The following is a 23,061-nucleotide window of genomic DNA, read 5'->3' on the forward strand; positions in this document are numbered from 1 at the left end:
CTTCGTAAGAAGCGGGGGCGGTGGCGAAAAATCATCGCCCAACCCCTTGTCGTATGGATAGTTCAGCCCCACTATGAGGCAACTCGTTTGGCTCCAAAATAAACCTCCTTCGCTCCCCTCCCCAGGCAGGTGATCCGCGTGGACAGTCAAACGGTCCAGAGAAACCAGACCGTGCAGGACGAACCCACCGCTGGCCGACTCAAGCCCAACTCCCTCGGCGTCCTCGGCATCCTCTTCTTCGTCCTCTCCGCGCAGGCGCCCCTGACCGGCATTGCCGGGGCCGTGCCCATTGCCGTGGCCATCGGCAACGGCGCGGGGGCGCCCGCCGCCTACGCCGGGGCCGGCGTCGTGATCCTGCTGTTCTCTGTCGGCTTCGTCGCCATGGGACGCCACGTCGTGGACGCCGGCGCCTTCTACACGTACATCGGCAAGGGGCTCGGCCGTCCCACCGGGTCCGGCAGCGCGAGTGTCGCGCTCTTCGCCTACTGCGCGGTCCAGGCCGCCATGTACGGGCTGTACGGATCCATCGTCAGCGGCCTGGTCGACCACTACACCGGCCTGAACGCCCCCTGGTGGGTCTGGGCCCTGGTCACCATGGCGATCGTCCAGGCCCTCGGTGCGGCGGGCATCGAGATGGGCGCCAGGGTGCTGGCCGTGTTCGTCCTGGCCGAGTTCAGCATCCTGCTCGTCTTCGCCCTGGTCACCCTCTTCAAGGGCGGCGGCCCCGAGGGGCTGGGCTTCACCGACAGCTTCTCGCCCCACGCCGCGCTCCAGGGTGCTCCCGGCGTGGCCCTGATGTTCGCCGTGGCGTCGATGTTCGGCTTCGAGGCCACCGCCATCTACGGCGAGGAGGCGCGCGAGCCCCGTAAGACCGTGCCCCGGGCGACGTACCTCTCCGTCGCCGTGATCACCGGCTTCTTCGCCTTCACCTCGTGGATGCTGGTCTCCGCCCACGGTGCCTCCCGCGCCACCGCCGAGGCGGGCAAGGCGCTGGCGAGCGGTGACGCCACGGCATGGGTCTTCGCACCGATCACCGCGCAGTTCGGCGCCTGGGTGGGCGACGTCCTGCCGATCCTCCTGGCGACCTCCCTCTTCGCCGGCATCCTGGCCTTCCACAACTCCGCCAACCGCTACCTCTTCTCCCTGGGCCGCGACGGCCTGCTGCCCCACGGGCTGACCGCGATCAACCGGCGTCACTCGCCGTGGGTGGCGGGCAGCGTGCAGACCGTGGTCGCTCTGCTGCTCGTCATGCCCTTCGCGCTGCTGGGCAAGGACCCGGTGCTGACCCTCTTCTCGTGGTTCAGCGGGGTGGCTGTGCTGGGGATCATGCTCCTGTACCTGCTGACCTCCGTGTCGGTGGTGGTGTTCTTCCGGCGCGAGCGGCTGGATGCCCGCCCCTGGAACACTCTGATCGCCCCCATCCTGGGCGCGCTCGGCATCGCCGGTGCGATCTGGCTGATCATGGCCAACTTCACGACCCTCATCGGCGGCGACTCGACCACGGCGACCTGGCTCGAACTCGCCGTCCCGGCGGTCCTGGTCCTCGGCGTCGTCGCCGCCCGCGTGACGCGTGACCGGGCGACGGACGAGGCCTGAGGACGCCGCTTCTCACGGTGTGACCGGTCCGGTTCCCGCTCCCCCCGGGACCGGGCCGGCCATGTCCGGCTCCCACCCGCGCACGGAGGATTCATTGAGCACGGGATACGTGTGGCACGAGCTGTTCGGCTGGGCCGACAGCGGCAGCGGTGGGCTGTTCCCCGTCGATCCGGCCGCCGGACTCCAGCCGATCGGCCACCATGTGGCACACGCCGACACCAAGCGGCGGCTGCACGAGCTCGTCACCGTGTCCGGCCTGATCGACCATCTGGAACGAGTCGAGGCTCGACACGCCACGGAGGAAGAGGTACTGCGGGTCCACACCCCCGAACACGTCGGCCGACTGCGGCGTGAGAGCACCCTGCCCAGGGGCGGTTACGAGATCGCCGCGCTCGCCGCCGGCACTGCGATCGAACTGGTCGAAGCGGTCGTCACCGGACGGGTGGACAAAGGTTACGCGCTCGTCCACCCATGCGGGCACCACGCCCCGGCGCACACCGGCATGGGGTTCTGCATGCTCAACAACGTGGCGAACGCGGTCGTGCACACCCGTGCCGCCCTGGGCGTGCGGCGGGCCGCGGTGGTCGACGGGGGCGTCCACCACGGCAACGGCGCCCAGTCCGTCTTCTGGGACGAGCCCGACGTCCTGACCCTCTCCGTGCACGTCGGCGGGATGACGGGACACGACCTCGCGCCGTACCAGAAGGCGCTGGTCGACGAGGTCGCCGCGCTGGTGCTGCCCGCATGAGACGGTCAGCCGGGCGTGTTCGCCACCCGGTCGAGAAACCCGTCGACAAGGCGGCGGGCGTTCGCGCGGGTCGTCGTCGCCAGGTCCCTTGTCCGGGTGAGCAGCTCACCGGGGTCCACGCCGTGGTGCAGGCACTGCTCGGCGCCGCCGAGCTCCAGGTACCGGCGCACGGTGGTGGGCGTGATCTCCGGATGGAACTGCACCCCCAGGCTCCGCCCGAGCCGGAACGCCTGGGTGCACACGGAGTCGCGGGCCACCTCCTCGGCTCCGGGGGGCAGGAGGCAGCGGTCGTAGTGCCACTGGAACCACGGGCCCGGGCCGATCAGTTCGGGATCGTCGGTGTCGACCCCGACCCAGCCGATCTCCGGGCGCGGCGACGCCTCGACCGAGCCCCCGAGCGCGGTGGCCAGTGCCTGAGCGCCGAAACAGACCCCGAGCACCGGAACGCCGAGGTGATGGGCCTTGCGCAACAGCGCCAGCTCTCCGCCGATCCAGGAACCCACGGCCGTCTCGTCGTACACCGACCAGGGCGCGCCGAGCGACACGATCAGGTCCCAGTCGTCGGCGGCCGGGAAGTCGAAGGCCACGTCCGGCGCGTGGTGGCGGTGTTCGGGTACGACGGTCACGACGCTCAGGTCGTATCCGCGCTGCACGAGCCGGGCCCCGACCGGACCGGGGTCGGTCACGTGGTCGTGCTGGATGACGAGCGCGCGCACGGTGGGCTCCCTCCCGGGTTCACGGACCCGTCGGATCGATCCGTGAACTCTTGTGACGGCTGAGCCCACACCATATCGTTTGGAATCAAATAAAGTATCCGGAGGTTCCGCATGCTGGACATCACCCACGAGGAATGGCTGCGCCGAGCCAAGGCACTGGACCTGGTCGGCGCGCATCACATCGACGGCGTCGACGAGGGCGGGGGAGAGGCGACCTTCGCCGCCGTCTCGCCCCGCGACGGCCAGGTGCTGACCCAGGTTGCCGACGGAGGCGCGGAGGAAGTGGACGTGGCCGTGGCCGCCGCCCGCCGGGCCTTCGACTCCGGCCCCTGGCCCCGCCTCGCACCGGCCGACCGCGGCCGGATCCTGCTGCGCATCGCCGACCTGCTCGAAGAGCACCGCGAGGAACTGGCGTTGACCGTCAGCCTGGAGATGGGCAAGCCGATCACGGACGCGTACGAGATCGAACTGCGCGCCGTCATCAGCACGTTCCGCTGGTACGGGCAGCTGGCCGACAAACTCACCGACGAGTCGCCCCACACCGCCCCCGATGCCCTGGCGCTGGTCACCCGGGAGCCGACCGGTGTCGTGGGCGCGGTAGTGCCGTGGAACTTCCCCCTGACGCTGGCCGGTTGGAAGGTGGCCCCGGCACTGGCGGCGGGCTGCACCGTCGTACTGAAGCCGTCGGAGAACTCCCCGCTCTCCGCCCTGCTGCTCGGCCGGCTCGCCACCGAGGCCGGCCTGCCGCCGGGTGTGCTGAACGTGGTCAACGGCAAGGGCCCCGTCGCCGGGCGAGCCCTCGGTCTCCACCCCGATGTCGACGTCCTGGCCTTCACCGGCTCGACCGCCGTGGGCCGTCACTTCCTGCACTACGCGGCCGACTCCAACCTCAAGCGGGTCTGGCTCGAACTCGGCGGCAAGTCCCCCAACATCATCTTCCCGGATGCGCCCGACCTGGAGAAGGCCGCCGCCACCGCCGCCTGGGGCATCTTCTTCAACCAGGGCGAGATGTGCACCGCCCCCTCCCGGCTGCTGGTGCACTCCTCGATCGCCGGCCAGGTCACCGACGCGATCGTGGCGCGGGCCCGGGAACTCATCGTCGGGGATCCGCTCGACCCGGCAACCGAGATGGGTGCGATGGCCGGTGGGAGGCACCTCGATCGGGTCCTCGGCCACATCGAGACCGGCCTTGAGGAAGGCGCCCGCCTGCGCGTCGGCGGCGGCCGCACCCTGGCCGAGACCGGCGGCAGTTTCCTGCGCCCCACCGTCTTCGACCACGTGCGCCCCGGCATGCGGCTGGCCCGCGAGGAGATCTTCGGCCCCGTCCTGTCAGTGCTGACGTTCGACGATCTGGACGAGGCGGTCCGGGTGGCCAACGACACGGAGTACGGCCTCGCCGCGGGCCTGTGGACCTCCGACCTGTCCACCGCCCACCAGGTCGCCCGCACGCTCAGGGCCGGAACCGTCTGGGTCAACTGCTACGAGGAGGGCGACCTGACCGTCCCCTTCGGCGGCATGAAGCAGTCCGGCAACGGCCGAGACAAGTCCGCCCACGCCATCGAGAAGTACACCGAACTGAAGACCACCTGGATCCAGCTGTGAGCCGTACCCCAGTCCGCCCCCTGATCGCCGTCCCCGCCCGCTTCTCCGCCACCACCTCCGCGCTGCGCTACGCCGCCGAGGTCAACGCCCGCGCGCTGATCGAGGCGGTGTGGCGGGCGGGCGGCGAGCCGGCGAGCATCCACCCCGCCTCCGGAGACGTGGCCGGGCGTCTCGCCCGCTTCGACGGCGTCCTGCTCCCCGGCGGCGGAGACCTCGCCCCGCACCGCTACGGCGCAACCGACACTCACGAGAGCGTCTACGACGTCGACGACCTCCAGGACGACTTCGACATCGAGGTCGCCCGCCAGGCCATCGGCTCGGGCCTGCCGCTGCTGGCGGTCTGCCGAGGACTCCAGGTCGTCAACGTCGCCCTCGGCGGCACCCTGGAGCAGGACATGGGTGGCCCGGAACGCGAGCACCGGCATGTCGTCCACCCTGTGGCGATCCAGCCCGGCACCTTGCTGGAGCAGGCCACCGGCGCGCAGAAGGTCGAGGCGTCCTGCTACCACCACCAGCGCGTCCACCGTGCCGGCGTGGGACTCGCGGTCACCGCGCGCGCGGCCGACGGCACCGTGGAGGGGCTCGAACTCCCCGGAGTCCACGGATGGTTCACCGCTGTCCAGTGGCACCCGGAGGACACCGCCCACGAGGACCCCGCCCAGCAGGGGCTGTTCGACGCCCTCGTCCGAGCCGCCCACCACGGACGCTGACACCGGCATGGCATTCTCCGGCAGCACCAGGCGGCCAAAGCCCCGGCCGGCCCCGGAACTCGACGCCGCCGCCCTCGGCAGGGTACTCAGGGGTATCGCCTCTTCCCGGGGCCCGGGCCCACAGGACCTCGCCATCACCCGGATCGAGCAGCTCCTGCGGGACACCGGGCCCGACTGGGACCGCCGTTGCCACCGTGTCTCCGTGCTCGCACAGGCTGCTCCCGCGCTGGCCCGCGGGTGGCACAAGCTCCGGCCGCGCGATGCGGACGCGCTGGTTCTCGCCGGGTGGGCCGAACTGGCCACGGATCCCTGGGGTGCCCTGGCGTTCTGCCGCCTCGCCGCCGAGGCGCGTCCGGGCGATCCGACGCCCTGGGTGGCCGCGCTGGCGGCGCTGCGGTCGCTGGGGCGGCCCCGTGCCGAGCTCGCACCGCTCTGGGAGGAGATCCGCGCGCGTGATCCGTGGCACCGGGAGGCGCATCTGCAGATCCTGGGCTATCTCTCCCCGGAGGAGCAGGGGAGCCAGAGCGCGTTGCGGGACTTCCTCGACGACGTCGTCGCCGTCATGCCGCCGGACGCTCCGGCGGCATGCCCGCCGCCCACGGCCGCCGTGAGGCAGTACCACCGCGACCTGGACGGTGGAGGAGTCCGGGCGCTGGGGGCGAGCCGCTACTGGACACAACCGCACGTCGCGCGATGGGTGGATCAGGCTCTGACCTCCTGGCTGAGCCCCGGTCACCTGCGCCAGGCCGCCGCCGTCGCCGACCTCGGGCTGCTTGCCTACTGTCTGGTCCGCGCCGGCCGCACCGGGGACGCACGCCCGGTGTTCACCGCGATCGACGGCCTGGTGACGCCCTGGCCATGGGGCCACGAGGGAGAACCGCTGGAGCGCTACACCTTCTACGCCGGCCGCCTGTGATCGTGCGTACGGCTCGCCGGGCCTGTGGGCTGGGGCAGACGGCGAGCATGCGCGCGTACTGCCTGCCCGGCCCCGGCGCCGCCGGTGCCTTTCCCGCCGGCGCGCACACGGCTGTGGGGCCGAGCCCGAACAGGCTCGGCCCCGCAGCTTCCCCGTCAGGGCCGGCCGCGCTCGGCGGCTTCGACGATGTTGGTCAGCAGCATGGCCCGGGTCATCGGCCCCACTCCGCCCACCGGTGGGGCCAGGGAGCCGGCGACCTGGTCGACGTCCGGGTGGACGTCCCCGAGGATGCCCTCCACGGTCCGGGTGATGCCCACGGACAGGACCGTGGCGCCCGGCTTGATCCAGTCGGGCCCGACGAGGTGGGCCACGCCTGCCGCGGCCACGACCACGTCGGCGACCCGGGCGTGGGCCGCGGTGTCCTGGGTGGCCTCGTGGCACAGGGTGACTGTTGCGTATTCGGTGCTTCGGGTCAGCATCAGGCCCAGCGGACGGCCCACCGTGATGCCGCAGCCGATCACGCAGAACTGTCTGCCGGTGATGGCCACCTGGTTGCGGCGGAGCAGGTCGATGATGCCGCGGGGCGTGCAGGGCAGCGGCCCGGGAATGCCGAGCACGAGGCGCCCGAGGTTCGTCGGGTGCAGCCCGTCGGCGTCCTTGGTGGGATCGATGAGCTCCAGCACGGCGTGGGTGTCGATGTGGGCCGGCAGCGGCAGCTGGACGATGAAACCGGCGCAGGCCGGGTCCGCGTTGAGCCGGAGCACGGCGGCCTCGACGTCGGCCTGGGAGGCGGTGGCGGGCAGCTCCACCCGGATCGACGCGATGCCGACCTGGGCACAGTCGCGGTGCTTGCCGCCGACGTAGGAGTGGCTGGCCGGGTCGTCGCCGACCAGGATGGTCCCCAGGCCCGGGGTGACGCCCCGTGTCTTCAACGCCTGGACCCGGGCGGCGAGTTCGGCCTTGATCTCGGCTGCCGCGGCCTTGCCGTCGAGCAGCGTCGCGGTGGTCATGGTCGTACGAACCTCTCGGGTCAGGAGAACACGACGGTGCGGGAGCCGGTCAGCACGACCCGGTCCTCGGCGTGCAGGCGCACCGCCCGCGCCAGGACGACCCGTTCGACGTCCCGGCCGATGGCGACCAGCTCCGGCGCGGTGTGCCGGTGTCCGACGCGCACGACGTCCTGCTCGATGATCGGGCCCTCGTCCAGGTCGGCGGTGACGAAGTGGGCGGTGGCGCCGATGAGTTTGACGCCCCGGTCGTGGGCCTGGTGGTACGGCTTGGCGCCCTTGAAGCCCGGCAGGAACGAGTGGTGGATGTTGATGACCCGCCCCGACAGCTTGCGGCACAGGTCGTCGGAGAGAACCTGCATGTAGCGGGCGAGGACCACGAAGTCGACCCGGTGCTCGGCGACCAGCCGCACCAGCTCGGCCTCCGCCTCCGGCTTGGTGTCGCGGGTGACAGGGAGGTGGATGAACGGGATGCCGTAGCGCTGCGCGACGGGCGCCAGGTCGGGGTGGTTGGAAACGATGAGCGGGATGTCGACGGGCAGTTCGCCCAAGTGCCAGCGGTAGAGGAGGTCGACCAGGCAGTGGTCGAACTTCGACACCATCAGCAGGACCCGGCGCCGCTGCTGCTCCGGCCGCAGGGACAGCACGGGGTCGAAGCGCGCCAGGCGCAGGGAGAGCTCGTCCCGCAGGCTCTCGACGTCGGCCTGCGGTGTCTCCAGGAGCACCCGGATGGTGAACGTGCCGGTGCCGGGATCGGAGAACTGGGCGCTCTCCAGAATGTTGCCCTTGGCCTCGGTGATGCCACCGGACAGGGCGTGCACGATGCCCGGCTGGTCGGGGCAGCTGACGGTCAGGATGTAGCGCTGCATGGCTGCGGTGCCTTCCGGCTCAGGCCCGTACGCGGGTGCGCTCGGGGTCGTACACGGGGGTGGGCTTCACCGTGGCGTCGGCCTTGGAACCGTCGGCGGCGACCGCGGTCAGCGCGGTCCCCGGCTTCACCGCGTCGCGGTGCACACGGGCGAGCCCCAGGGTGGCGGCGTCGAGTACGGGTGAGGGCACGGCCATCGTCACGTAGCCGACGTCCCGTCCGTCCAGCTCCAGCCGCGCGCCCTCGGCCGCCTCGGGTGCGGCGTCCACGACGACGCTGACCACACGCCCCGGCGCGGTGCCCTTCTTGGCGAGCAGCGCGTCGCGGCCCTGGAAGGGGCCCTTGTCGAAGTCGATCGCCCAGCCCATCCGGCACTCGAACGGGGTGACGGTGTGGTCGTACTCCAGCTCACCCATGATCATTCCGGCCTCGGTGCGGCACGTCAGCAGGGCGAGCGCGCCGGCGGCCTTCACCCCGAGGTCAGCCCCCGCTTCGAGGACCGCGTCCCACAGGTCCAGCGCACGCTCGCGCGGCACCTGGATCTCGTAACCGAGTTCGGCGGTGAACCCGATCCGGCTGACCTGCGCACCGATACCCGCGACCAGGACGTCCCGGACGAACGTGTAATAGGGGAAGGCGGAGTTGGAGACGTCGACGTGCGTGAGCCGCTGGAGAACCTCGCGGCTGCGCGGTCCCTGCAAGGTCAGCACGGCGAACTCGTCGCGACGCTCGGTGACCGTGGTGCCGTCGGGGGCGTGCGCGGTCAGCGATTGCTGGGTGGCGGGGTTGCCGCCGGTGACGACCACATGGCCGGGCGCGAGGACGGCCACAGTCACGTCGTCGATCATGAAGCCGTCCGTGTCGACGACCACGCCGTAGGCGATACGACCGGCGCCGAGCCCGTGGACGCTCCGCGAGAAGACGGCGTCGACGGTGGCGACGGCGTCCTCGCCCTCGACGTGCCACTTGTAGAGCATCGAGTAGTCCAGCGCACCGGCGGCGGTGCGGAATGCCTCGTACTCCTCGGCCGGGTCCGTGATGAACAGGGGCACGGCATGGCCGTAGACGTCCATCCACTCCTCGACGCGGTCGTCGTACCGCGGGGAGAACGGGGTGCTGCGCAGTCCTTCGGGCAGGGCCATAGGAACTCCAGTGAGGCGGAGGAAGTGAGGCACCGCCGAGAATCTATCCATTCGGATAACTTGTCAATAGGATAGATTTGCTTGTCAGGGTGCGCAGGGGGAGAGGAAGGGGGGTGCATGACCGAGGCGGTGGTCGATGAGGGGACCGGCGGCCAGGACAATCGGCCGGGATACGGTCAGGGACGGGAAGCTTTGATGGCCGCGGCCATCAAGGTCGTCGCGCGAGGGGGCCTGCGGAAGCTGACGTACCGGTCCGTGGCTGCCGAGGCCGGTGTGACCCACGGCCTCGTGGTCCACCACTTCGGATCACGTGACGCCTTGCTCGAAGAGGCTTTGGGCTGGGCTGTGCGGCGCAGCATCGAGACGTCGTCGCTGGTGCCCACCAGTGGCCGGCTGGAGGACTTCGCCGCGACGCTGGCCGCGTTCATCGCCGCCGATCCGGATCTGCAGGCCTTCCAGTACGAACTGAAACTGGAGGCGAGCCGCAGGCCCGAACTGCAGCGGCATGTCGACGCCCTCTACGACGCCTACCGCGATGCCGTCCGAGAGGCACTGGCCTGCTTCGACGTGTCCCGGGAACTGGCAGAGATCGTCTTCGCGGCCCTGGACGGCCTGGTCTTCCACCAGGTCACCTCGGGTGATCCGCGGCACACCGAAGAGGGTGTCGAAGCGCTGCGTCGGCTCCTTGCGGCGCACCGCCCACAGACGCCGTCGGCGCCGTCCGGCGGTACATTGAACTGATCGGGAATGCATACGACTGGTGCGCGCCATGACAGGTCTCACCCGCTCGCACGAAGCGGGGCCGGAACAACCGGAACAGGGACGGTCCCGACCCGGCCAAGGCATCGGCCCCGGCTCGCTGACGGCTGGGCGTGCGACCGCCGTGCTGGACGAGCGGATGCGGTTCATCGGCTGGAGCCCCGAGGCAGAGGCACTGTTCGGACACCGGCCGGACGAGGTCCTGGGCCGCTCCGCCGACGCGATCCTGACCGACACCGTGACGGGCGCCGGACTCCTCCCGACCGCCGACAGCCCCGGCACATACGACATCCGGTCGGTGCGCCGTGGCGACGGCCGACCGGTGCCCGTGGCCTTGGCCGTCAACCCGCTCGCACACGGCGCAAGCGGCGCTGCCTGGCTGGTGGTGGCGATGAGCGTGGAGTTGCTGCGGCAGCGCGCCATAGACCGAGCCATGCTCGCCGGGCTCTACCGCCAGTCACCGATCCAGTTGGTCGTCTACGACACCGACGCCCGCGTCCGGTGGATCAACACGGCCATCGAGAAGCAGTTCGGTGTGACGCTGGAGGAAGCCGCTGGGCGGTTCGTGCGCGACATTCTGCCGGAGGGGGTGCTGTTGACCGAAGACGGTCGGGCGGTGAAGGACGTCGAGAGGCCCATCCTCCAGGTCGTGCGCACCGGTGAGCCGGTGATCGACGTCCGCTACCGCAGCCCGACCCGCCTCGACCCCCACCACCAGCACGTCTGGTCCCTCTCCTACTTCCTGCTGCGGGACGACGTCGGCCGTGCGGTCGGCGTCTGTGAGGCCGGCCTCGATATCACCGACCGCTATGTGGCGCGCCAGCGTCTCGCCTTGCTCAGCCGGGCCAGCGGCAGTATCGGAAGGACCCTGGACATCCGGCGCACGGCCCAAGATCTGGCGGAACTCGTGGTCCCCGAGTTCGCCGACGCCGTCACCGTGGACATCGTCGAAGCCGTCCTGGGTGGGCAGGAACCACAACACTTCGCCACCCACCCCACCCTGTGCCAGGTGGCTCACCGCACCCATCACGCCGCGGCCAAGGACACCGCGTACGGCGCACTGGACACCGTCCGCCTGCGGTGCCTGGCCGAGAACGCGCCGGCCACCGACACGGCCACCCATGCGCTCGCCCTTCCCCTCAAGGCCCGAGGCGCCACCCTGGGCGCGGTGGCCTTCGCACGCTCCCGACACGCCGACCCCTTCGACCACGAGGAGATCCAGCTCGCGGAAGAGCTCGTCTCCCGCACCGCGGTCTGCCTGGACAACGCCCGCCGCTACACCCGAGAACACGCGACCGCGCTCACGCTCCAGCGTGATCTACTCCCGCGCACCCTGCCCCAGCAACCGGGTGTGGAGGTCGCTCACCGCTATCTGCCCGCGGCCGGGCCCGCCGGCGTCGGAGGGGACTGGTACGACGTCATCCCCCTCTCCGGGGCACGCGTCGGGCTGGTGGTGGGCGACGTCGCCGGACACGGTACGAGCGCGGCCGCCACCATGGGCCGGGTGCGCACGACCGTCGCGGCGCTCGCCGCACTCGACCTCGCACCGGACGAACTGCTCGCCCGGCTCGACGACCTCGTGGCGCGCACCGGCGCCCCGCCTTCCGGGCCCGCCGAGGCCGAGGACCAGGCACTGGGAGTCACCTGCCTGTACGCGATCTATGATCCGGTCTCCCGGCACTGCGTCATGGCGCGGGCGGGCCACCTGCCGCCCGTGCTCCTTACCCCCGACGGACACGCCGAACTTGTGGACCTTCCCGCCGGACCGCCTCTCGGCCTTGGCGGCCTGCCGTTCGAATGCGCCGACATCGAGCTGCCGGAAGGCGCCATGCTCGCTCTCTACACCGACGGACTCGTCGAAAACCGTCACACGGACATCGACGCCGGAGTCCGCGCTCTCTGCACCGCACTCGCCGGGCCCGAGGACGGCCAACTGGACAAGACATGCGACAGGGTCATCACCAGACTCCTGCCCCAGGCCCCCGAGGACGACGCCGCACTGCTCCTGCTCCGCGTCCACGCCCTGGCTGAGAATCTGGTGGTGACATGGGACGTGGCCTCCGACGCCGGAGAAGTGGCAAGAGCGCGATCGCTGGCCTGCAACCAGCTGGCCGCGTGGGGAGTCGACGAAGCCGCGTCGTTCGTTGTCGAGCTCGTCGTCAGCGAGCTGGTCACCAACGCGATCCGCTACGGCGGCGCGCCGGTGTGTCTACGACTCATCCGGGAACGTGGCCTCATTGTCGAGGTCTCCGACGGCGGCCACACCTCGCCCCACCTGCGGCGGGCCGCGATGGAGGACGAGGGCGGCCGAGGTCTGTTCCTGGTCGCGCAACTCACGCAGCGGTGGGGAACCCGATACACGCCAACGGGCAAGACCATCTGGACCGAGGTGCCGCTGGTTCCAGCCCAGATGCCAGGGACCTTCGCAGGCGAGCAATTCGACCTGTAGCGATCCGGGCTCCCTCGTCCGGGACTGTCGCGGCTCAGGCCTTACGGCGGCCGCTGCGGCGTGGCGCGGGGGCAGCACCGCCCAACAGATCCTGGCGGCGCTCCTCGCCGTTCTCCTCCACCTGCAGCACCACCCGGCGCAGTCCGTCGGCGACGGTACGGCAGTCCGCGTCGCTGAGCCGCCCGGTGACGAAGGATTCCTCCTCGTTGAACGCCGGAAAGAGGCGCTGCATCAACTCCTCCCCTTCGTCGGTCAGGCTCAGGAGCACCAGCCTCCCGTCGGTGGGATGGTCTGCTCGCTGCACAAGCCCTCGTCTTTCCAACGTCCGGGCAACCCCCGTGAGCGTGCCCTTGGAAATTCCGGCTTCTTCGGCCACGTGCCGCGTCTCCGACTCGCCCCAGATCCAGATGACCCAGAGCACCACGAAGGCGGTCCAGGTCAGGTCGACGCCGCGCAGCACGGAGTTCTCCAGGTGCTGGCGCACCGCCGAGGCGGCGCGATAGATGTTGGCGACAACTGCCATCTGGTCATGCCGGACGGGGATACCGCCGAGCCTGGCCGCTGCCAGTTTCTCGGCTTCGGCGATGGATCGATGGCCGGGCACGAGTACGCTCCTTCGGGCCGCCTGAGAAGCCATGGGACATGAGAGTTGTTCGGGCTCAAATTATACGGTGTCTCATTGCCCTCGACCTCATGGGGGTCGACCCGTCCGGTCTCGGGGCGCTGCATGCTCGCACCCCACGCGGACAGCTTCCTCTGGCCTCGGACCTGCTGCGGACCTACCGCAACCCGGCCCATCCCCTTGCCGAGAAGCGAGTCAAACACAGTGCGGACTTCGGTACCGCCGACCTTTGTTGGACTACCGTCAACGCTGTCCTCAACGATCTGGCGGCGAGCGGCCTAGAACACCGGGAGGCGATCTTGCTGGGCTTTCTTGGCACCGCCCCCGAGGGCGCGACCGGATCGCGTCGGCTGTGGGCTACCGTATCGAGGTCGTGCGAGCTCTGAGCGGCTTGGCCGATGTGCTGGCGGCGCAGGGAGACACCGTGGCCGCCGAGGCCCACCGGAGCGAGGCGGCCGAGCTGCTGAATGCGATGAACGAGTCGGCGGCCCGGCTCAGCTTGTGATGGTCGGCCGGCTCGGCTCGTGATGGTCGGCCGGCTCGGCTCGTGATGGTCGGCCCGGGTCAGCTCGTGAGGGCCGGTCCTTCGCCCGAGCTCGGAGCCGTTACCACGTTCGCCGGTCCTTCCCCGGAGCCGAGCACCTGGTATGCCGCGGTGCGGCCGTCGGTCGCCAGGTGACCCCGCCCCGCCTGCGTCCCGAATCCCCCGGCCGCCGCAATCGCGACCGCCGACAGAACCCCGGCCGTCCGGTACCAAGTGATGCTCATCGGGTGCCCCCTCGTTCGGATGACTGCGACAGGCATCAACCTGCCGTCAGCCGTTCCCGAACGAGTCCGGGCTCGTTACCGCTCGGATCCCCGGGCCCACGCCGATCGGCGCCGAAGACCAGTACCGCGGCGCATCTCAGCAGGGACTGCCCTGCCCCAGGCCCATCTCACCGAAGCCGTTCGCACCGGGGCACGCGGTTCTGGAGCGGCCGTCGCGCAGCCCGGAGGCATGGCCGGGCTCGCAGTCCCGCACGATGACGGTCACGTCGTCGATCGGACACCCGGTCACCCGGGAGGCGGTGGCGGCCAGCTCGGACACGAGGTCCGCCCGGCGTTCCCGGTCGTTCCCCTGCCACCAATCAACGGTGATCACAGGCACGTTGACGCTCCTTTGAGGGTCGTGGGCGCGGCGGACGGCGCCGGGTCGTATCGCCATGACGGCGGGCCTGGACACAGAGACCTGGCCCAGACTGCCCACCACTGTCCACGCCCCGGTTCCCGTACCGTTCCCGTTCCCGTCCCGGCCACCGCGCCACCCCGGCAGCGACACCGCACGGTCCTCACAACTCGGCTGACCAAGACGATCGCCCGCTATGGCCGTGTCGATCTTTTGTGCATTGACGAACTCGGCTACATGGAGCTCGACAAGCACGGTGCTGAATTGCTCTTCCAGGTTCTGACGGAGCGTGAGGAGAAGAACAGTGTCGCCATCGCCTCCAATGAGGCTTTTGGCAAAGCGCACATGTTCCGGCGAACACGTGCCAGGCGGCGCCGAAACATCACGGGTTCATCTTGCGGAAGTCCTGGTACTCGTCGCAGACGATGCCCTGGTTGACCCAGCGTTGGGGGTCTGCGGCGAGGTCACGCTCGGCCAGGTGCAAGGCTTCCTCGGGGGTGGGCAGGACCGCGATCTCCCGTCCCCACGTCTCCTCCTCGGGGTCCAGGGGCGGGAACTCGGTGATATCGAAGAAGTTGTCAGTGCCAACGTCTTCGACGTCACTCAAATAGATCGTGACGCCGGAAGGGCCGGGGCTGAGGGCGATCCAGCGAAGCCCTTGGTGACCGTCGCGTTCGACCCTGCCGAGGAACTGCTCGATCTGCCGTCCGCGCTGGAGGGCAGAGAGAGCGAATGGGGGGATGAGGTGCCGCATGCAAGTTCCTCTACTGATGCTGGTCGGGCAGGCGTCCTGGGTCGATGTGATCAGCAAGGTAGATGAGGGTGGCCTGCGGGTCCATGCCGAAGGCGGCGGCGACGAGCTTGGGGTCCATGGTGTTCACCAGGTCGACGAGGCGGGTGCTGCGGATCATCCGGGGCGGGTATCCGCAGTCGTCAAGGGCGTGGGAGAGATAGGCGGTTGAGGCCGGGCTCTGCCCGGCCTTGGTTCCTTTGGTGACCATCACATGCGGGTTGGCCGTCGGCCACTCCGCGCGGTGGTTCAAGCCGCGTTCCAGCACGGTCCAGGAGGCGGGATCCAGCGGGACGGGATGGGGTCGCTTGCCGAGCCGGACGCTCTGGGCCGCAGCGTCGATGTCGGTGATCTTCAATGTCCGGACCTCCGTGCTGGAGGCTCTGTGCAGCAGAGCGAGCATGCCGAGCAGAGCCTCGTGGGGGTGAACCTGATCGTCGGTCGTCCATCGACGGAAGAGCTCGCGCTGCTGGTCGAGGGTGAGGGTGCGGCCGCGGAAGCCGTTGCGTTCCTTCACGATCAGAGTGCGAGTCGGGTCGATCAGCACGATGCGCTGGGAGCGGGCGAAGCGGAAGAACTGCCGCAGCACCACCAGTCGGCGCTTGCGGGCCTTGGGCGAGGTGGCCAGGAAGGCTTCGACGTCGTGCACGTCGACCAGGGCCCAGTCGTCCTTGCCGCGATGCTCGGTGAGGAAGCGAGCCAGATCCCGCAGGATGGACAGGGCGGTTTCCAGGGTGTGGTTGCTGCGGGGGCGGGTGCCGGCCCGGCGGGCCGGTCCTGGGCTCGCATGCGGAAGGCGTCGAAGGTGGTAACGGCTGGCCTGAGGGGCCCGGGGACGGCATCGATGCGGCGCTTGCGCCGCCCGGCGGCGAGCCGTTCGGCCTGATCGGTGGGCAGGGCCAGGCCACGATGGGTGAAGAAGTCCTCAAGCGCGCGGGCGAAGGTGCCCATCGATCGTCCTGGTCGTCGGGACCGTTCCAGAAGTGCCTGGGGTGAGTTGGGGTGCTCGTCCTGTAGGAGGCGGCCGAGGCCGGTGATCAGGCCGCAGGCCCGGGAGACGCAGAAACGGGACGCGACATGTTCGACGAAGTCGTCCAGCCACGCCGGCGGGTTGGCGAGTTGGTCGTGGAGGTGTTCGCCGCGGATGAAGGGACGGCCGGGATGTTTCTGCCAGCAGGCTGGGCATAGGCCCAGGCCGGCATGCCGTCGCAGTTGCCCGCACTCGCGGCAGGTCCGTGGGGGCTGCTTGTCCTGTCGGGGCCGGGAGCAGTGTCCGCACCAGCCGGTCTCCTCGCGGAGATATCCCTGCTTGCCGCAGCGAGGGCAGGGCTGCTGGTCGGCGAGCCGCTCGGCCTTTCGCCGGCAGACTCCGCAGAGCCGGTTGTGGGCCGCACGGACGGATTGGCCGCACTGGTCGCAGACGCGCGAGCAGGTGATGCACCGGCCGGTGTCCTCCTGGAGGACCCGGCCTTGCCGCAGGACGGACACATCGTCTTCGCTGCCTGTTCTTTCATCCGGTGCCAGCACCGGCAGCAGTGCTCGCGGTCGCGATAGCCGACCGGCCCGCCGCAGGTGACGCAGTCCCGCTGTTTCTTGCTCATGAAGATGTCCGCAGGTCACAGAGGCGGCATCGACCGGCCCCGGGCGGAACCGACGGCCTTCGGGAGGTCGGCGATGGGCCGGGGAGGAGCCGCAGGCCGCTCGACGGGGTGGTGTCGATCTCGATCAGGTCGTTGGGGGTGCACTCCAGCGCGGTGCACAACGCGGCCAGGGTGGTCATCTTCACCTGCGAGGGTTCCTTGGTGAACAGCGCGGACACCGACGCCGAGGAGAGCTCCAGGCCGGCCTTCTCGGCCAGCAGCCGTCGCAGCTCGGTCCCGGTCCACACCTCGCGCTGGGCGGCGGCCATCCGCAGCCGCCATCGGATCTTCATGCCGTGGTGTCCTTCCCGGTCAGCTCGGCCAGAGTGCCGGCGACCGCCCGCTGATAGGCGTCCTCGATGAACGTCGCGGAGGGCCGGACATAAGGCATGGTTGAACTGACTGTCCAGTGACCGAGCATCTGCTGGATCGCCACCAGGTCGACGCCGCGTTCGTAGTTGTGGGTCGCGCAGGCCCTCCGCAGGGCATGCGCGCTGAACCGCTCCGAGGCCGGCCGCCCTTCGAGCTCCATGAGATAGCGCAGCCGGTTGCGGATCGTTCCGCGATGCAGGGCTTCGCCTGACTCGTCGGCGAACAGCACTGGTGAATCGGGGAACTTGGGGCGTACGTCGTCCAGGAACCATCGCAGCACCAGGTCCAGGCCGTCGAGCATGGGCACCCAGTGGGGCCGGGGCCCGGAGGTGTGAGCCCCTTTGCCGAAGCGGACATGGAGTTTGCCGAACGGACCGCGGGTGAAGTGCACATCGGGCTTGTCCAACAACGATGCCTCCTCCGAGCGGAGCCCGGCGTGATACAGGGTTCGGAACATCGCATAGTCCCGGGCGGCGGGCCCGTACTTCCTCGCGGTCGCAATCCGCTGCTTCATGAAGTCGAAGAACTTCGCTACCCGTTCCGGTGCCGGCGGCGGCACCAGGGCCGGGGAGTCGTCGCCGACACGCCGGGAGGCGTTGAACTCGTCGACCGGGCAGACCAGCCGGACACCGAACGCTGCCTCGATCTCGGCGGCCTTGCGGGCCTGCAGGAACCGGTGGAACCCCTTGAAGATCTGAGGTGGCAGCAGCAACTCACGATGAAGTCCTCGCCACCGCCATCCTCGACCGCCTCCTCCACCACTGCGAGGTCATCTCCATCAACGGCCCCAGCTACCGGCTGAAGAACCGCCTCAAGGCCATCGAGCGAGAAACCGACGTGGCCTGACCCGGCTCCGGTTCCTACCCAGGCTCCTCGCCCGGCGGGATGAAGGCGTCGGCGCTATCAGCATCCTCGACATGCCCGTGGGCGTCGACCGTGATGGCCGTCGCCCGCCCCTGCGACGTGATGAGCCAGGCCAGCACCTGTTCCGTCAGCGGTGTTCCTCCTGGACCCTCATCGTTCCAGTGCACCCGCCACCCTCCACCAGGCACCGCGGCCACGACCTGCTCGGCCCGCTCCAGATGAGAGAAGTCTTCGTAGTCCGTCACCGGGCGCAGGGCACCACGCTTGGGATCGACGACCAGTGCAGTCCCAGTCGCCTGGTCCCAGCCTTCTACGCGCACCATGCGACCGATCTCGGTGTCAGTGCCGTTGAAGATGGCAGTCCAGCCGGTCTGATTGAAGTAGCGAAGAGACACCGCCCCATCATCTCGAACCACGACGCGAGCTCTTCGAGCGGCCGCTTGCTCTGCACGTTCATCCGTACGTGGCTATGCACATAAGCGAGTACGCCGACACCCGAGGGCGTCTACGTGGACAACGGCTCCGCTTTCGTGGACTCCGCCCTGCTCAGGGCATGCGCGAGGCTCGGGATCAAGCTGATCCACTCCACCCCGGGACGCCCACAGGGCAGAGGCAAAATCGAACGGTTCTTCCGAACAGTCCGGGAACAGTTTCTGGTCGAGGTCGACACGGAGAAGGTCACCGACCTGGCCACGCTGAACAGGCTCTTCACGGCATGGGTCGAGCAGGTCTATCACCGGCGGGTCCACTCCGAGACCGGCCAGCAGCCGCTGGAACGCTGGCTGGCCGGGGCGCCGTTCCCCACCCCGACGCCGGACGCGCTGAGGGAGGCTTTTCGCTGGTCCGAGCTGCGGAAGGTCGCCAAGACTGCCACGGTCTCGCTCCAGTCCAACACCTACAACGTCGACGCGTCGCTGGTCGGCCGGCAGGTCGAGCTGGTCTTCGACCCGTTCGACCTGACCGACATCGACGTCCGCTTCGGCGGCCGCTCGTTCGGCAAGGCGATCCCGCACCTGATCACTCGGCACGCGCACCCGAAGGCGAAGCCGGAGACTCCGGTTGCGGCCCCGCCGGCGCCGACCGGGATCGACTACCTGCGGCTCATCGACACCGAGCGCACGAAGGAGCTCGGGCTGCGGATCAACTACGAGGTGTTCCTGCCCGGCCAGGACCAGCCGACCCCGGCCGTCGACCTGAGCGGCGATGACGCGTGACCAGAGGCCGCCCGGTCCAGGACCGGGTTGTCTCACGCGCTGATCACGCGAGCGCTTGGTCGTCTGGCTCCGGGGTCATCTGGAAATCGACGAAAAAGGTGCCGGGGTTGCCAGGCACGACACGGCAACTGAAGTGGCACCCGAGCAACGAACCGACCTCGGTCTTGAGGTTCTGCGCGAGAACGGCGGCCGGGCTCACGTATTTCCTCGCCGGGTCGTCGACGGCATGGGCGTCGACGAGCGCTCCACGGATCCCGGTCACGACGTATTCGACTCGTCGACCGCCGCTGAGGTCGGGCTCTTCGCCATCGTGGTCGCAGTTCACCACGTGGGCCAGCACGTCACCCAGGCCGGTCTTCGGATGGTCGGTCATGAGTGCACACGCTACTTGGTCGTCGCTGCGGCCGCACAGCCTGCGGTTCGCGGTCCGCTTCCACCCGAGGGCCGGACACGCCGCGGCCGAACGGGACGACACGATCGCCTGCTTGGAGAGGAACAACGAACGTTGATAGACAAACTGACGGCGCACTGGGGCTTCACACGGATGCCGTTCGGCAAGGCCCTGGCCCCCTCGATGCTGCACCGGCACTCCGCCCACGCGCAGGCCGTCGCCCGCATCACCTGGTGCATCGGCGAACGCGCACTCGGCGTCATCACCGGCGAGGTCGGCGCGGGCAAGACCGTCGCGGTCAGAGCGTCGCTGTCCCAGCTGGACCACCCCCCCCACAAGGTCATCTACCTGGCCAACCCAGCCGTCGGCGTCGCCGGGATCCACCACGCGATCGTCACCTCGCTCGGCGGCGTCCCGCGCCCGCACAAGTCCACGCTGATCCCGCAGGCCACCGACCTGCTGGCCACCGAGAACAACGAACGCGGCCGCGTCCCCATCCTGATCATCGAGGAAGCCCACCTGCTCGACCACGAGCAGCTGGAAGCAATCCGGATGCTGACCAACGACGAGATGGACTCCAACAGCCCGCTGGCCTGCCTGCTGATCGGCCAGCCGACCCTGCGACACAAGATCAAGCTCGGCGTCCTGGCCGCCGTCGACCAACGGATCCAGGTCCGCTACAACATGACCGTCCATGACCGGCGAGGAAACGGCCTCCTACCTGGTCCACCACCTCGGGCTCGCCGGCCGAACCGACACTCTCTTCACCGACGACGCGATCACCCTCATCCACGACACCGCCCGCGGCTATCCCCGCGCCGTCAACAACCTCGCCGTCCAGGCCCTGCTCTCCGCCTACGCCGAGGGCAAGCCCATCGTCGACGAGACAAGCGCCCGCGCCGCCGTCGCCGAAGTCAACGCCGAATGACGACCGCGCCCACCCTGGGCACCATCAACATCCCAGTGACACCATGAAGATCAAACAGCCCGCTGGAACGCCACCACCGGGCTCTCTTCATCCCCGCACGTCACCATCGTGAGTGGCAAAGCCATCACGATTTTGAACGGCAGCCAACAGCCGGTTCGCTCAATTCGGTACTTCTCTGGCAGTTGGTCTGCCTCTAGGCCCCAGGCGAGCGCTCGGGCCCGCATGCCGTTGTCCCCGGTGAGCACGGTGACCGGGGTGGGCATGATGGCCTGCTTCAGGTGGCAGGCCCGGGCCACGATCTCGTCGTCCTTGTTGGGCAGCCTTACGTGACCCGGTTCGTCGAGCAGTACTTCGACCCGCACTCCGCCGGCCATCGCCTGCCCGTTGCGCTGCTCGGTCAGGGTCTGCTCGATCAGGGCGAAGACGCCACGGGCGCGTCTCTTGATGGTGTCACTGGTGGTGTGCGACTTCTTGTACGAGTCGGGCCGACGCCTCGGGCCGGACACCGAGGATGCACCCGAGGATGCGCAAGCCGAGTGGGCGTGGCTGACCCGGCGATGGCCCGCCGGATCGTCGGCCGCCAACGGCGGGGGACTGCCTCGCGGCATCGGGCGTGGGTCACCGCTGCCCGCCATCGACGTGTGCACTGCGTGGGCGGCCCGGGCCGCCCACGACGCGGCCACGGCCGAAAAGGCCGCTGGCTCATGACGGCGGCCGACATGACGCATGACGAGATCCTCACTGCCGTCGCATATCTCCAGGCCGTCTGGGACAGACGACGCCGACGCGGTCAGGGTGCTGTCGGACCGTGACGGCCACGAGCGGGGCATTCTCGACTTGGTCATCGACCTCGTGGCTTCGTTCACGTGAAGTGGCTCTGGCGCAGCCTCCGTGCAGCGGCCACTCTGAGTGACGATTGAGCCTCTCAGGTCGGTACCGAAGTCGCCCGAAAATGAGCCGTCAGCAAGGCGGTTGGGCTCAAAGTCCGGGCCGTGGATGAGGGCGTGCTCCGGCTGAAGGAGCTGTTGTTCCCGTCGATCGAGGACATCGCGGTGCTGTCGGTGGACGTGAATGTCGAGATAGTGCGCGTTGACGCACATTGCACCACGGTCGGCGCCGCCTGCCCGGGATGCGGAGCCTGGGCGACCCGGGTTCACAGCTCCTACCTACGGTTTCCCGCCGACGTACCGAGCGCCGGACGAAGAGTCGTACTCCAGCTCCGGGTACGGCGGTTCCGGTGCGGGAACAGCATGTGCCCGCGCCTTACCTTCGTGGAGCAGATTGCTGGCCTGACCCGCAGGTATGGCCAGCGCACCGAGGCGCTGCGTTCGGCCCTGGCCGCAGTCGGGCTCGCCCTGGCCGGCCGGGCCGGTGCTCGGCCGGCTGCCGCCCTCGGCGTGTCCGTGAGCCGGAGCACGGTCTTGCGTCTGGTCAACGCTCTACCCGAGCCGGAGGTACCGGCGCCGCGGGTGGTTGGCGTCGACGAGTACGCCACCCGCAAGGGCCGCCATTACGGCACTATCCTGGTGGACGTCGAAACCCGTCGCCCGGTCGATCTGCTCTCAGACCGGGAGGCGTCCAGCCTGGCCGAGTGGCTCGCCCAGCGGCCCGGCGCCGAGGTCGTCTGCCGGGACCGCGCCCCGTTCTTCGCAGAAGGCGCCACCGCCGGAGCGCCCAGGCGGTCCAGGTCGCCGACAGATGGCATCTCTGGCACAACCTGAGCGAGGCCGCTGAGCGGACCGTTGCCCAGCACCGCCGCAGCCTGCGGGTCCTGACGCCAGCAGCACCTCAGCCCGAACCCGAGACCGTCGCGGCCCAAGACCCGTTCGCTTCGCCCTGGCCGCGAGGGCACCGGTTCGCCGACCGGACCCGAGCCCGGCACGCAGCTCGGGATGAGCTGGCACACCGTCAAACGGTTCGCCGACGCTGCCAGGGCGGAGGAACTGTTCACCGGCCAGTGGCAGAACAGGCCCTCGATCCTGGATGACTACAAGCCTTACCTGGACGGCCGCTGGAGCGAGGGCTTCACCAACGCGTGGAAGCTGTGGGAGGAGATCGTGCCGCTCGGCTATAAGGGAAGCTACCAGCGCGTTCGCGCCTACCTGCACGACAAGCGCACCTCACCACGACCGGTGACCGCACGGCCACCCTCGCCCCGGGCCGTCGCCGGCTGGATTCTCCGGCACCCGGACACCCTCACCGAATCCGAGCAGCTCCAGCTCAAGGCCATCCGGACGCACTGCCCCGAACTCGACGCCCTCACCCGCCACGTCCGGTCCTTCGCGGCCATGCTGACCGGTCGGCAGGGAGAGCGGCTGCCGGACTGGCTCGAGGCCGTCCGGCAGGACGACCTCCCCAGCCTCCACACCCTCGCCGCAGGTATCGAGCGCGACCGCGACGCCGTGATCGCCGGACTCACCCTGCCCTGGAACTCCGGCGTCGTCGAAGGCCATGTCAACCGGATCAAGATGCTCAAGCGCCAGATGTTCGGCCGTGCAGGCTTTGAGCTTCTACGGAAACGCGTCCTGCCTTCTTCGTGACAGCCGATGTCGGTGGCCGCTG

The 23,061-nt window shown here is 69.5% G+C and carries 23 protein-coding genes and 5 pseudogenes; 15 read left to right on the top strand and 13 right to left on the bottom strand.

The window, feature by feature from the left end; genetic code table 11:
- Positions 1 to 138 precede the first annotated feature (138 nt).
- A complete protein-coding gene (locus O1G22_RS42250) occupies positions 139 to 1,596 on the top strand; it encodes an APC family permease (RefSeq protein ID WP_270086155.1) in 1,458 nt (485 codons plus the stop codon).
- Between the two features lie 94 nt (positions 1,597 to 1,690).
- A complete protein-coding gene (locus O1G22_RS42255; protein WP_270086156.1) occupies positions 1,691 to 2,344 on the top strand; it encodes an arginase family protein in 654 nt (217 codons plus the stop codon).
- Between the two features lie 5 nt (positions 2,345 to 2,349).
- Here O1G22_RS42255 and O1G22_RS42260 read toward each other — a convergent pair whose 3' ends face one another.
- Positions 2,350 to 3,060 (bottom strand): type 1 glutamine amidotransferase, encoded by a 711-nt coding sequence (locus O1G22_RS42260; protein WP_270086157.1) that lies wholly within the window; start codon positions 3,058 to 3,060, stop codon positions 2,350 to 2,352.
- A gap of 111 nt (positions 3,061 to 3,171) precedes the next feature.
- On the opposite strand from O1G22_RS42260, the gene O1G22_RS42265 reads away from it, so the two are divergent.
- From O1G22_RS42265 to O1G22_RS42275, 3 genes are all read left to right on the top strand, one after another.
- Positions 3,172 to 4,662 (top strand): aldehyde dehydrogenase, encoded by a 1,491-nt coding sequence (locus tag O1G22_RS42265; RefSeq protein ID WP_270086158.1) that lies wholly within the window; start codon positions 3,172 to 3,174, stop codon positions 4,660 to 4,662.
- Complete coding sequence (locus tag O1G22_RS42270; protein WP_270086159.1) at positions 4,659 to 5,372, top strand: gamma-glutamyl-gamma-aminobutyrate hydrolase family protein; 714 nt, start codon at positions 4,659 to 4,661, stop codon at positions 5,370 to 5,372. Before O1G22_RS42265 ends, O1G22_RS42270 begins: the two co-directional genes overlap by 4 nt.
- 202 nt (positions 5,373 to 5,574) lie before the next feature.
- Positions 5,575 to 6,288, top strand: coding sequence for a hypothetical protein (locus tag O1G22_RS42275; RefSeq protein ID WP_270086160.1), 714 nt, complete (start codon positions 5,575 to 5,577; stop codon positions 6,286 to 6,288).
- Between the two features lie 155 nt (positions 6,289 to 6,443).
- Here O1G22_RS42275 and O1G22_RS42280 read toward each other — a convergent pair whose 3' ends face one another.
- From O1G22_RS42280 to O1G22_RS42290, 3 genes are read right to left on the bottom strand one after another with little or no spacing between them, the layout of a single operon-like run.
- A complete protein-coding gene (locus O1G22_RS42280; RefSeq protein ID WP_270086161.1) occupies positions 6,444 to 7,298 on the bottom strand; it encodes a bifunctional methylenetetrahydrofolate dehydrogenase/methenyltetrahydrofolate cyclohydrolase in 855 nt (284 codons plus the stop codon).
- 20 nt (positions 7,299 to 7,318) lie between these two features.
- On the bottom strand, positions 7,319 to 8,164 hold the full coding sequence (purU, locus tag O1G22_RS42285) for a formyltetrahydrofolate deformylase (RefSeq protein ID WP_270086162.1): 846 nt from the start codon (positions 8,162 to 8,164) through the stop codon (positions 7,319 to 7,321).
- A gap of 19 nt (positions 8,165 to 8,183) precedes the next feature.
- Positions 8,184 to 9,305, bottom strand: coding sequence for an aminomethyl transferase family protein (locus O1G22_RS42290; RefSeq protein WP_270086163.1), 1,122 nt, complete (start codon positions 9,303 to 9,305; stop codon positions 8,184 to 8,186).
- Positions 9,306 to 9,422: 117 nt separating this feature from the next.
- On the opposite strand from O1G22_RS42290, the gene O1G22_RS42295 reads away from it, so the two are divergent.
- Positions 9,423 to 10,046 carry a TetR/AcrR family transcriptional regulator gene (locus O1G22_RS42295; protein WP_270086164.1) on the top strand — a complete coding sequence of 208 codons (624 nt, stop codon included), beginning with the start codon at positions 9,423 to 9,425 and terminating at the stop codon, positions 10,044 to 10,046.
- Positions 10,047 to 10,074: 28 nt separating this feature from the next.
- A complete protein-coding gene (locus O1G22_RS42300; RefSeq protein ID WP_270086165.1) occupies positions 10,075 to 12,513 on the top strand; it encodes a SpoIIE family protein phosphatase in 2,439 nt (812 codons plus the stop codon).
- Positions 12,514 to 12,547: 34 nt separating this feature from the next.
- Here O1G22_RS42300 and O1G22_RS42305 read toward each other — a convergent pair whose 3' ends face one another.
- Positions 12,548 to 13,117 carry a MarR family winged helix-turn-helix transcriptional regulator gene (locus O1G22_RS42305; RefSeq protein WP_270086166.1) on the bottom strand — a complete coding sequence of 190 codons (570 nt, stop codon included), beginning with the start codon at positions 13,115 to 13,117 and terminating at the stop codon, positions 12,548 to 12,550.
- Positions 13,118 to 13,508: 391 nt separating this feature from the next.
- Here O1G22_RS42305 and O1G22_RS42310 point away from each other — a divergent pair, with 391 nt between their 5' ends.
- Positions 13,509 to 13,640, top strand: coding sequence for a hypothetical protein (locus O1G22_RS42310; protein ID WP_270086167.1), 132 nt, complete (start codon positions 13,509 to 13,511; stop codon positions 13,638 to 13,640).
- A gap of 399 nt (positions 13,641 to 14,039) precedes the next feature.
- Here the strand turns inward: O1G22_RS42310 and O1G22_RS42315 are convergent, their stop codons facing one another.
- Positions 14,040 to 14,282 carry a tautomerase family protein gene (locus O1G22_RS42315; protein ID WP_270086168.1) on the bottom strand — a complete coding sequence of 81 codons (243 nt, stop codon included), beginning with the start codon at positions 14,280 to 14,282 and terminating at the stop codon, positions 14,040 to 14,042.
- 189 nt (positions 14,283 to 14,471) lie between these two features.
- Here O1G22_RS42315 and O1G22_RS42320 point away from each other — a divergent pair.
- A pseudogene (locus O1G22_RS42320) lies at positions 14,472 to 14,633 on the top strand (ATP-binding protein); the annotation flags it as partial.
- Positions 14,634 to 14,682: 49 nt separating this feature from the next.
- On the opposite strand, the gene O1G22_RS42325 reads toward O1G22_RS42320, so the two are convergent.
- The 4 genes from O1G22_RS42325 to O1G22_RS42340 form a co-directional block, all read right to left on the bottom strand.
- The gene (locus O1G22_RS42325; RefSeq protein WP_270086169.1) at positions 14,683 to 15,054 is read right to left on the bottom strand and encodes a hypothetical protein; all 372 of its coding nucleotides are present in this window, start codon (positions 15,052 to 15,054) and stop codon (positions 14,683 to 14,685) included.
- 10 nt (positions 15,055 to 15,064) lie between these two features.
- Positions 15,065 to 15,823 (bottom strand): hypothetical protein, encoded by a 759-nt coding sequence (locus tag O1G22_RS42330; protein ID WP_333492494.1) that lies wholly within the window; start codon positions 15,821 to 15,823, stop codon positions 15,065 to 15,067.
- An 864-nt stretch (positions 15,824 to 16,687) separates the two neighbouring features.
- The gene (locus O1G22_RS42335) at positions 16,688 to 17,023 is read right to left on the bottom strand and encodes a helix-turn-helix domain-containing protein (RefSeq protein WP_270086170.1); all 336 of its coding nucleotides are present in this window, start codon (positions 17,021 to 17,023) and stop codon (positions 16,688 to 16,690) included.
- Complete coding sequence (locus tag O1G22_RS42340; RefSeq protein ID WP_270086171.1) at positions 17,020 to 17,814, bottom strand: tyrosine-type recombinase/integrase; 795 nt, start codon at positions 17,812 to 17,814, stop codon at positions 17,020 to 17,022. Before O1G22_RS42340 ends, O1G22_RS42335 begins: the two co-directional genes overlap by 4 nt.
- A gap of 5 nt (positions 17,815 to 17,819) precedes the next feature.
- On the opposite strand from O1G22_RS42340, the pseudogene O1G22_RS42345 reads away from it, so the two are divergent.
- Positions 17,820 to 17,948, top strand: a pseudogene (locus O1G22_RS42345) (ATP-binding protein); the annotation flags it as partial.
- 14 nt (positions 17,949 to 17,962) lie between these two features.
- On the opposite strand, the gene O1G22_RS42350 reads toward O1G22_RS42345, so the two are convergent.
- Positions 17,963 to 18,361 (bottom strand): hypothetical protein, encoded by a 399-nt coding sequence (locus O1G22_RS42350; protein WP_270086172.1) that lies wholly within the window; start codon positions 18,359 to 18,361, stop codon positions 17,963 to 17,965.
- A gap of 108 nt (positions 18,362 to 18,469) precedes the next feature.
- Between O1G22_RS42350 and O1G22_RS45140 the strand changes: the two are divergent.
- Both O1G22_RS45140 and O1G22_RS45145 read left to right on the top strand, forming a co-directional pair.
- Positions 18,470 to 18,721, top strand: a pseudogene (locus tag O1G22_RS45140) (integrase core domain-containing protein); the annotation flags it as partial.
- 66 nt (positions 18,722 to 18,787) lie between these two features.
- Positions 18,788 to 19,180, top strand: a complete 393-nt coding sequence (locus O1G22_RS45145; protein ID WP_487416696.1) for a Mu transposase C-terminal domain-containing protein — start codon at positions 18,788 to 18,790, stop codon at positions 19,178 to 19,180.
- Positions 19,181 to 19,223: 43 nt separating this feature from the next.
- Here the strand turns inward: O1G22_RS45145 and O1G22_RS42360 are convergent, their stop codons facing one another.
- Complete coding sequence (locus O1G22_RS42360) at positions 19,224 to 19,553, bottom strand: hypothetical protein (RefSeq protein ID WP_270086174.1); 330 nt, start codon at positions 19,551 to 19,553, stop codon at positions 19,224 to 19,226.
- A gap of 201 nt (positions 19,554 to 19,754) precedes the next feature.
- Here O1G22_RS42360 and O1G22_RS42365 point away from each other — a divergent pair.
- Together O1G22_RS42365 and O1G22_RS42370 are read left to right on the top strand one after the other, a co-directional pair.
- Positions 19,755 to 20,141 (top strand): annotated as a pseudogene (locus O1G22_RS42365) (AAA family ATPase); the annotation flags it as partial.
- A 124-nt stretch (positions 20,142 to 20,265) separates the two neighbouring features.
- Positions 20,266 to 20,499, top strand: a complete 234-nt coding sequence (locus tag O1G22_RS42370) for a hypothetical protein (protein ID WP_270086719.1) — start codon at positions 20,266 to 20,268, stop codon at positions 20,497 to 20,499.
- Positions 20,500 to 20,549: 50 nt separating this feature from the next.
- Here O1G22_RS42370 and O1G22_RS42375 read toward each other — a convergent pair whose 3' ends face one another.
- Positions 20,550 to 21,227, bottom strand: a complete 678-nt coding sequence (locus O1G22_RS42375; protein ID WP_270086175.1) for a PIN domain-containing protein — start codon at positions 21,225 to 21,227, stop codon at positions 20,550 to 20,552.
- Between the two features lie 264 nt (positions 21,228 to 21,491).
- Between O1G22_RS42375 and O1G22_RS45070 the strand changes: the two are divergent.
- Positions 21,492 to 23,039 (top strand): annotated as a pseudogene (locus O1G22_RS45070) (ISL3 family transposase).
- Positions 23,040 to 23,061 lie beyond the last annotated feature (22 nt).

The sequence above is a fragment of the Streptomyces camelliae genome, from assembly GCF_027625935.1.
Taxonomy (GTDB): Bacteria; Actinomycetota; Actinomycetes; order Streptomycetales; family Streptomycetaceae; genus Streptomyces; species Streptomyces camelliae.

Excerpts from the sequence above, each read along its gene's own strand:
- O1G22_RS42265 (WP_270086158.1), top strand. The coding sequence starts at position 3,172 with ATGCTGGACATCACCCACGAGGAATGGCTGCGCCGAGCCAAGGCACTG.
- O1G22_RS42280 (WP_270086161.1), bottom strand. The coding sequence starts at position 7,298 with ATGACCACCGCGACGCTGCTCGACGGCAAGGCCGCGGCAGCCGAGATC.
- purU (WP_270086162.1), bottom strand. The coding sequence starts at position 8,164 with ATGCAGCGCTACATCCTGACCGTCAGCTGCCCCGACCAGCCGGGCATC.
- O1G22_RS42290 (WP_270086163.1), bottom strand. The coding sequence starts at position 9,305 with ATGGCCCTGCCCGAAGGACTGCGCAGCACCCCGTTCTCCCCGCGGTAC.
- O1G22_RS42295 (WP_270086164.1), top strand. The coding sequence starts at position 9,423 with ATGACCGAGGCGGTGGTCGATGAGGGGACCGGCGGCCAGGACAATCGG.
- O1G22_RS42300 (WP_270086165.1), top strand. The coding sequence starts at position 10,075 with ATGACAGGTCTCACCCGCTCGCACGAAGCGGGGCCGGAACAACCGGAA.
- O1G22_RS42325 (WP_270086169.1), bottom strand. The coding sequence starts at position 15,054 with ATGCGGCACCTCATCCCCCCATTCGCTCTCTCTGCCCTCCAGCGCGGA.
- O1G22_RS42335 (WP_270086170.1), bottom strand. The coding sequence starts at position 17,023 with ATGAAGATCCGATGGCGGCTGCGGATGGCCGCCGCCCAGCGCGAGGTG.
- O1G22_RS42360 (WP_270086174.1), bottom strand. The coding sequence starts at position 19,553 with ATGACCGACCATCCGAAGACCGGCCTGGGTGACGTGCTGGCCCACGTG.
- O1G22_RS42370 (WP_270086719.1), top strand. The coding sequence starts at position 20,266 with ATGACCGGCGAGGAAACGGCCTCCTACCTGGTCCACCACCTCGGGCTC.
- O1G22_RS42375 (WP_270086175.1), bottom strand. The coding sequence starts at position 21,227 with ATGCGTCATGTCGGCCGCCGTCATGAGCCAGCGGCCTTTTCGGCCGTG.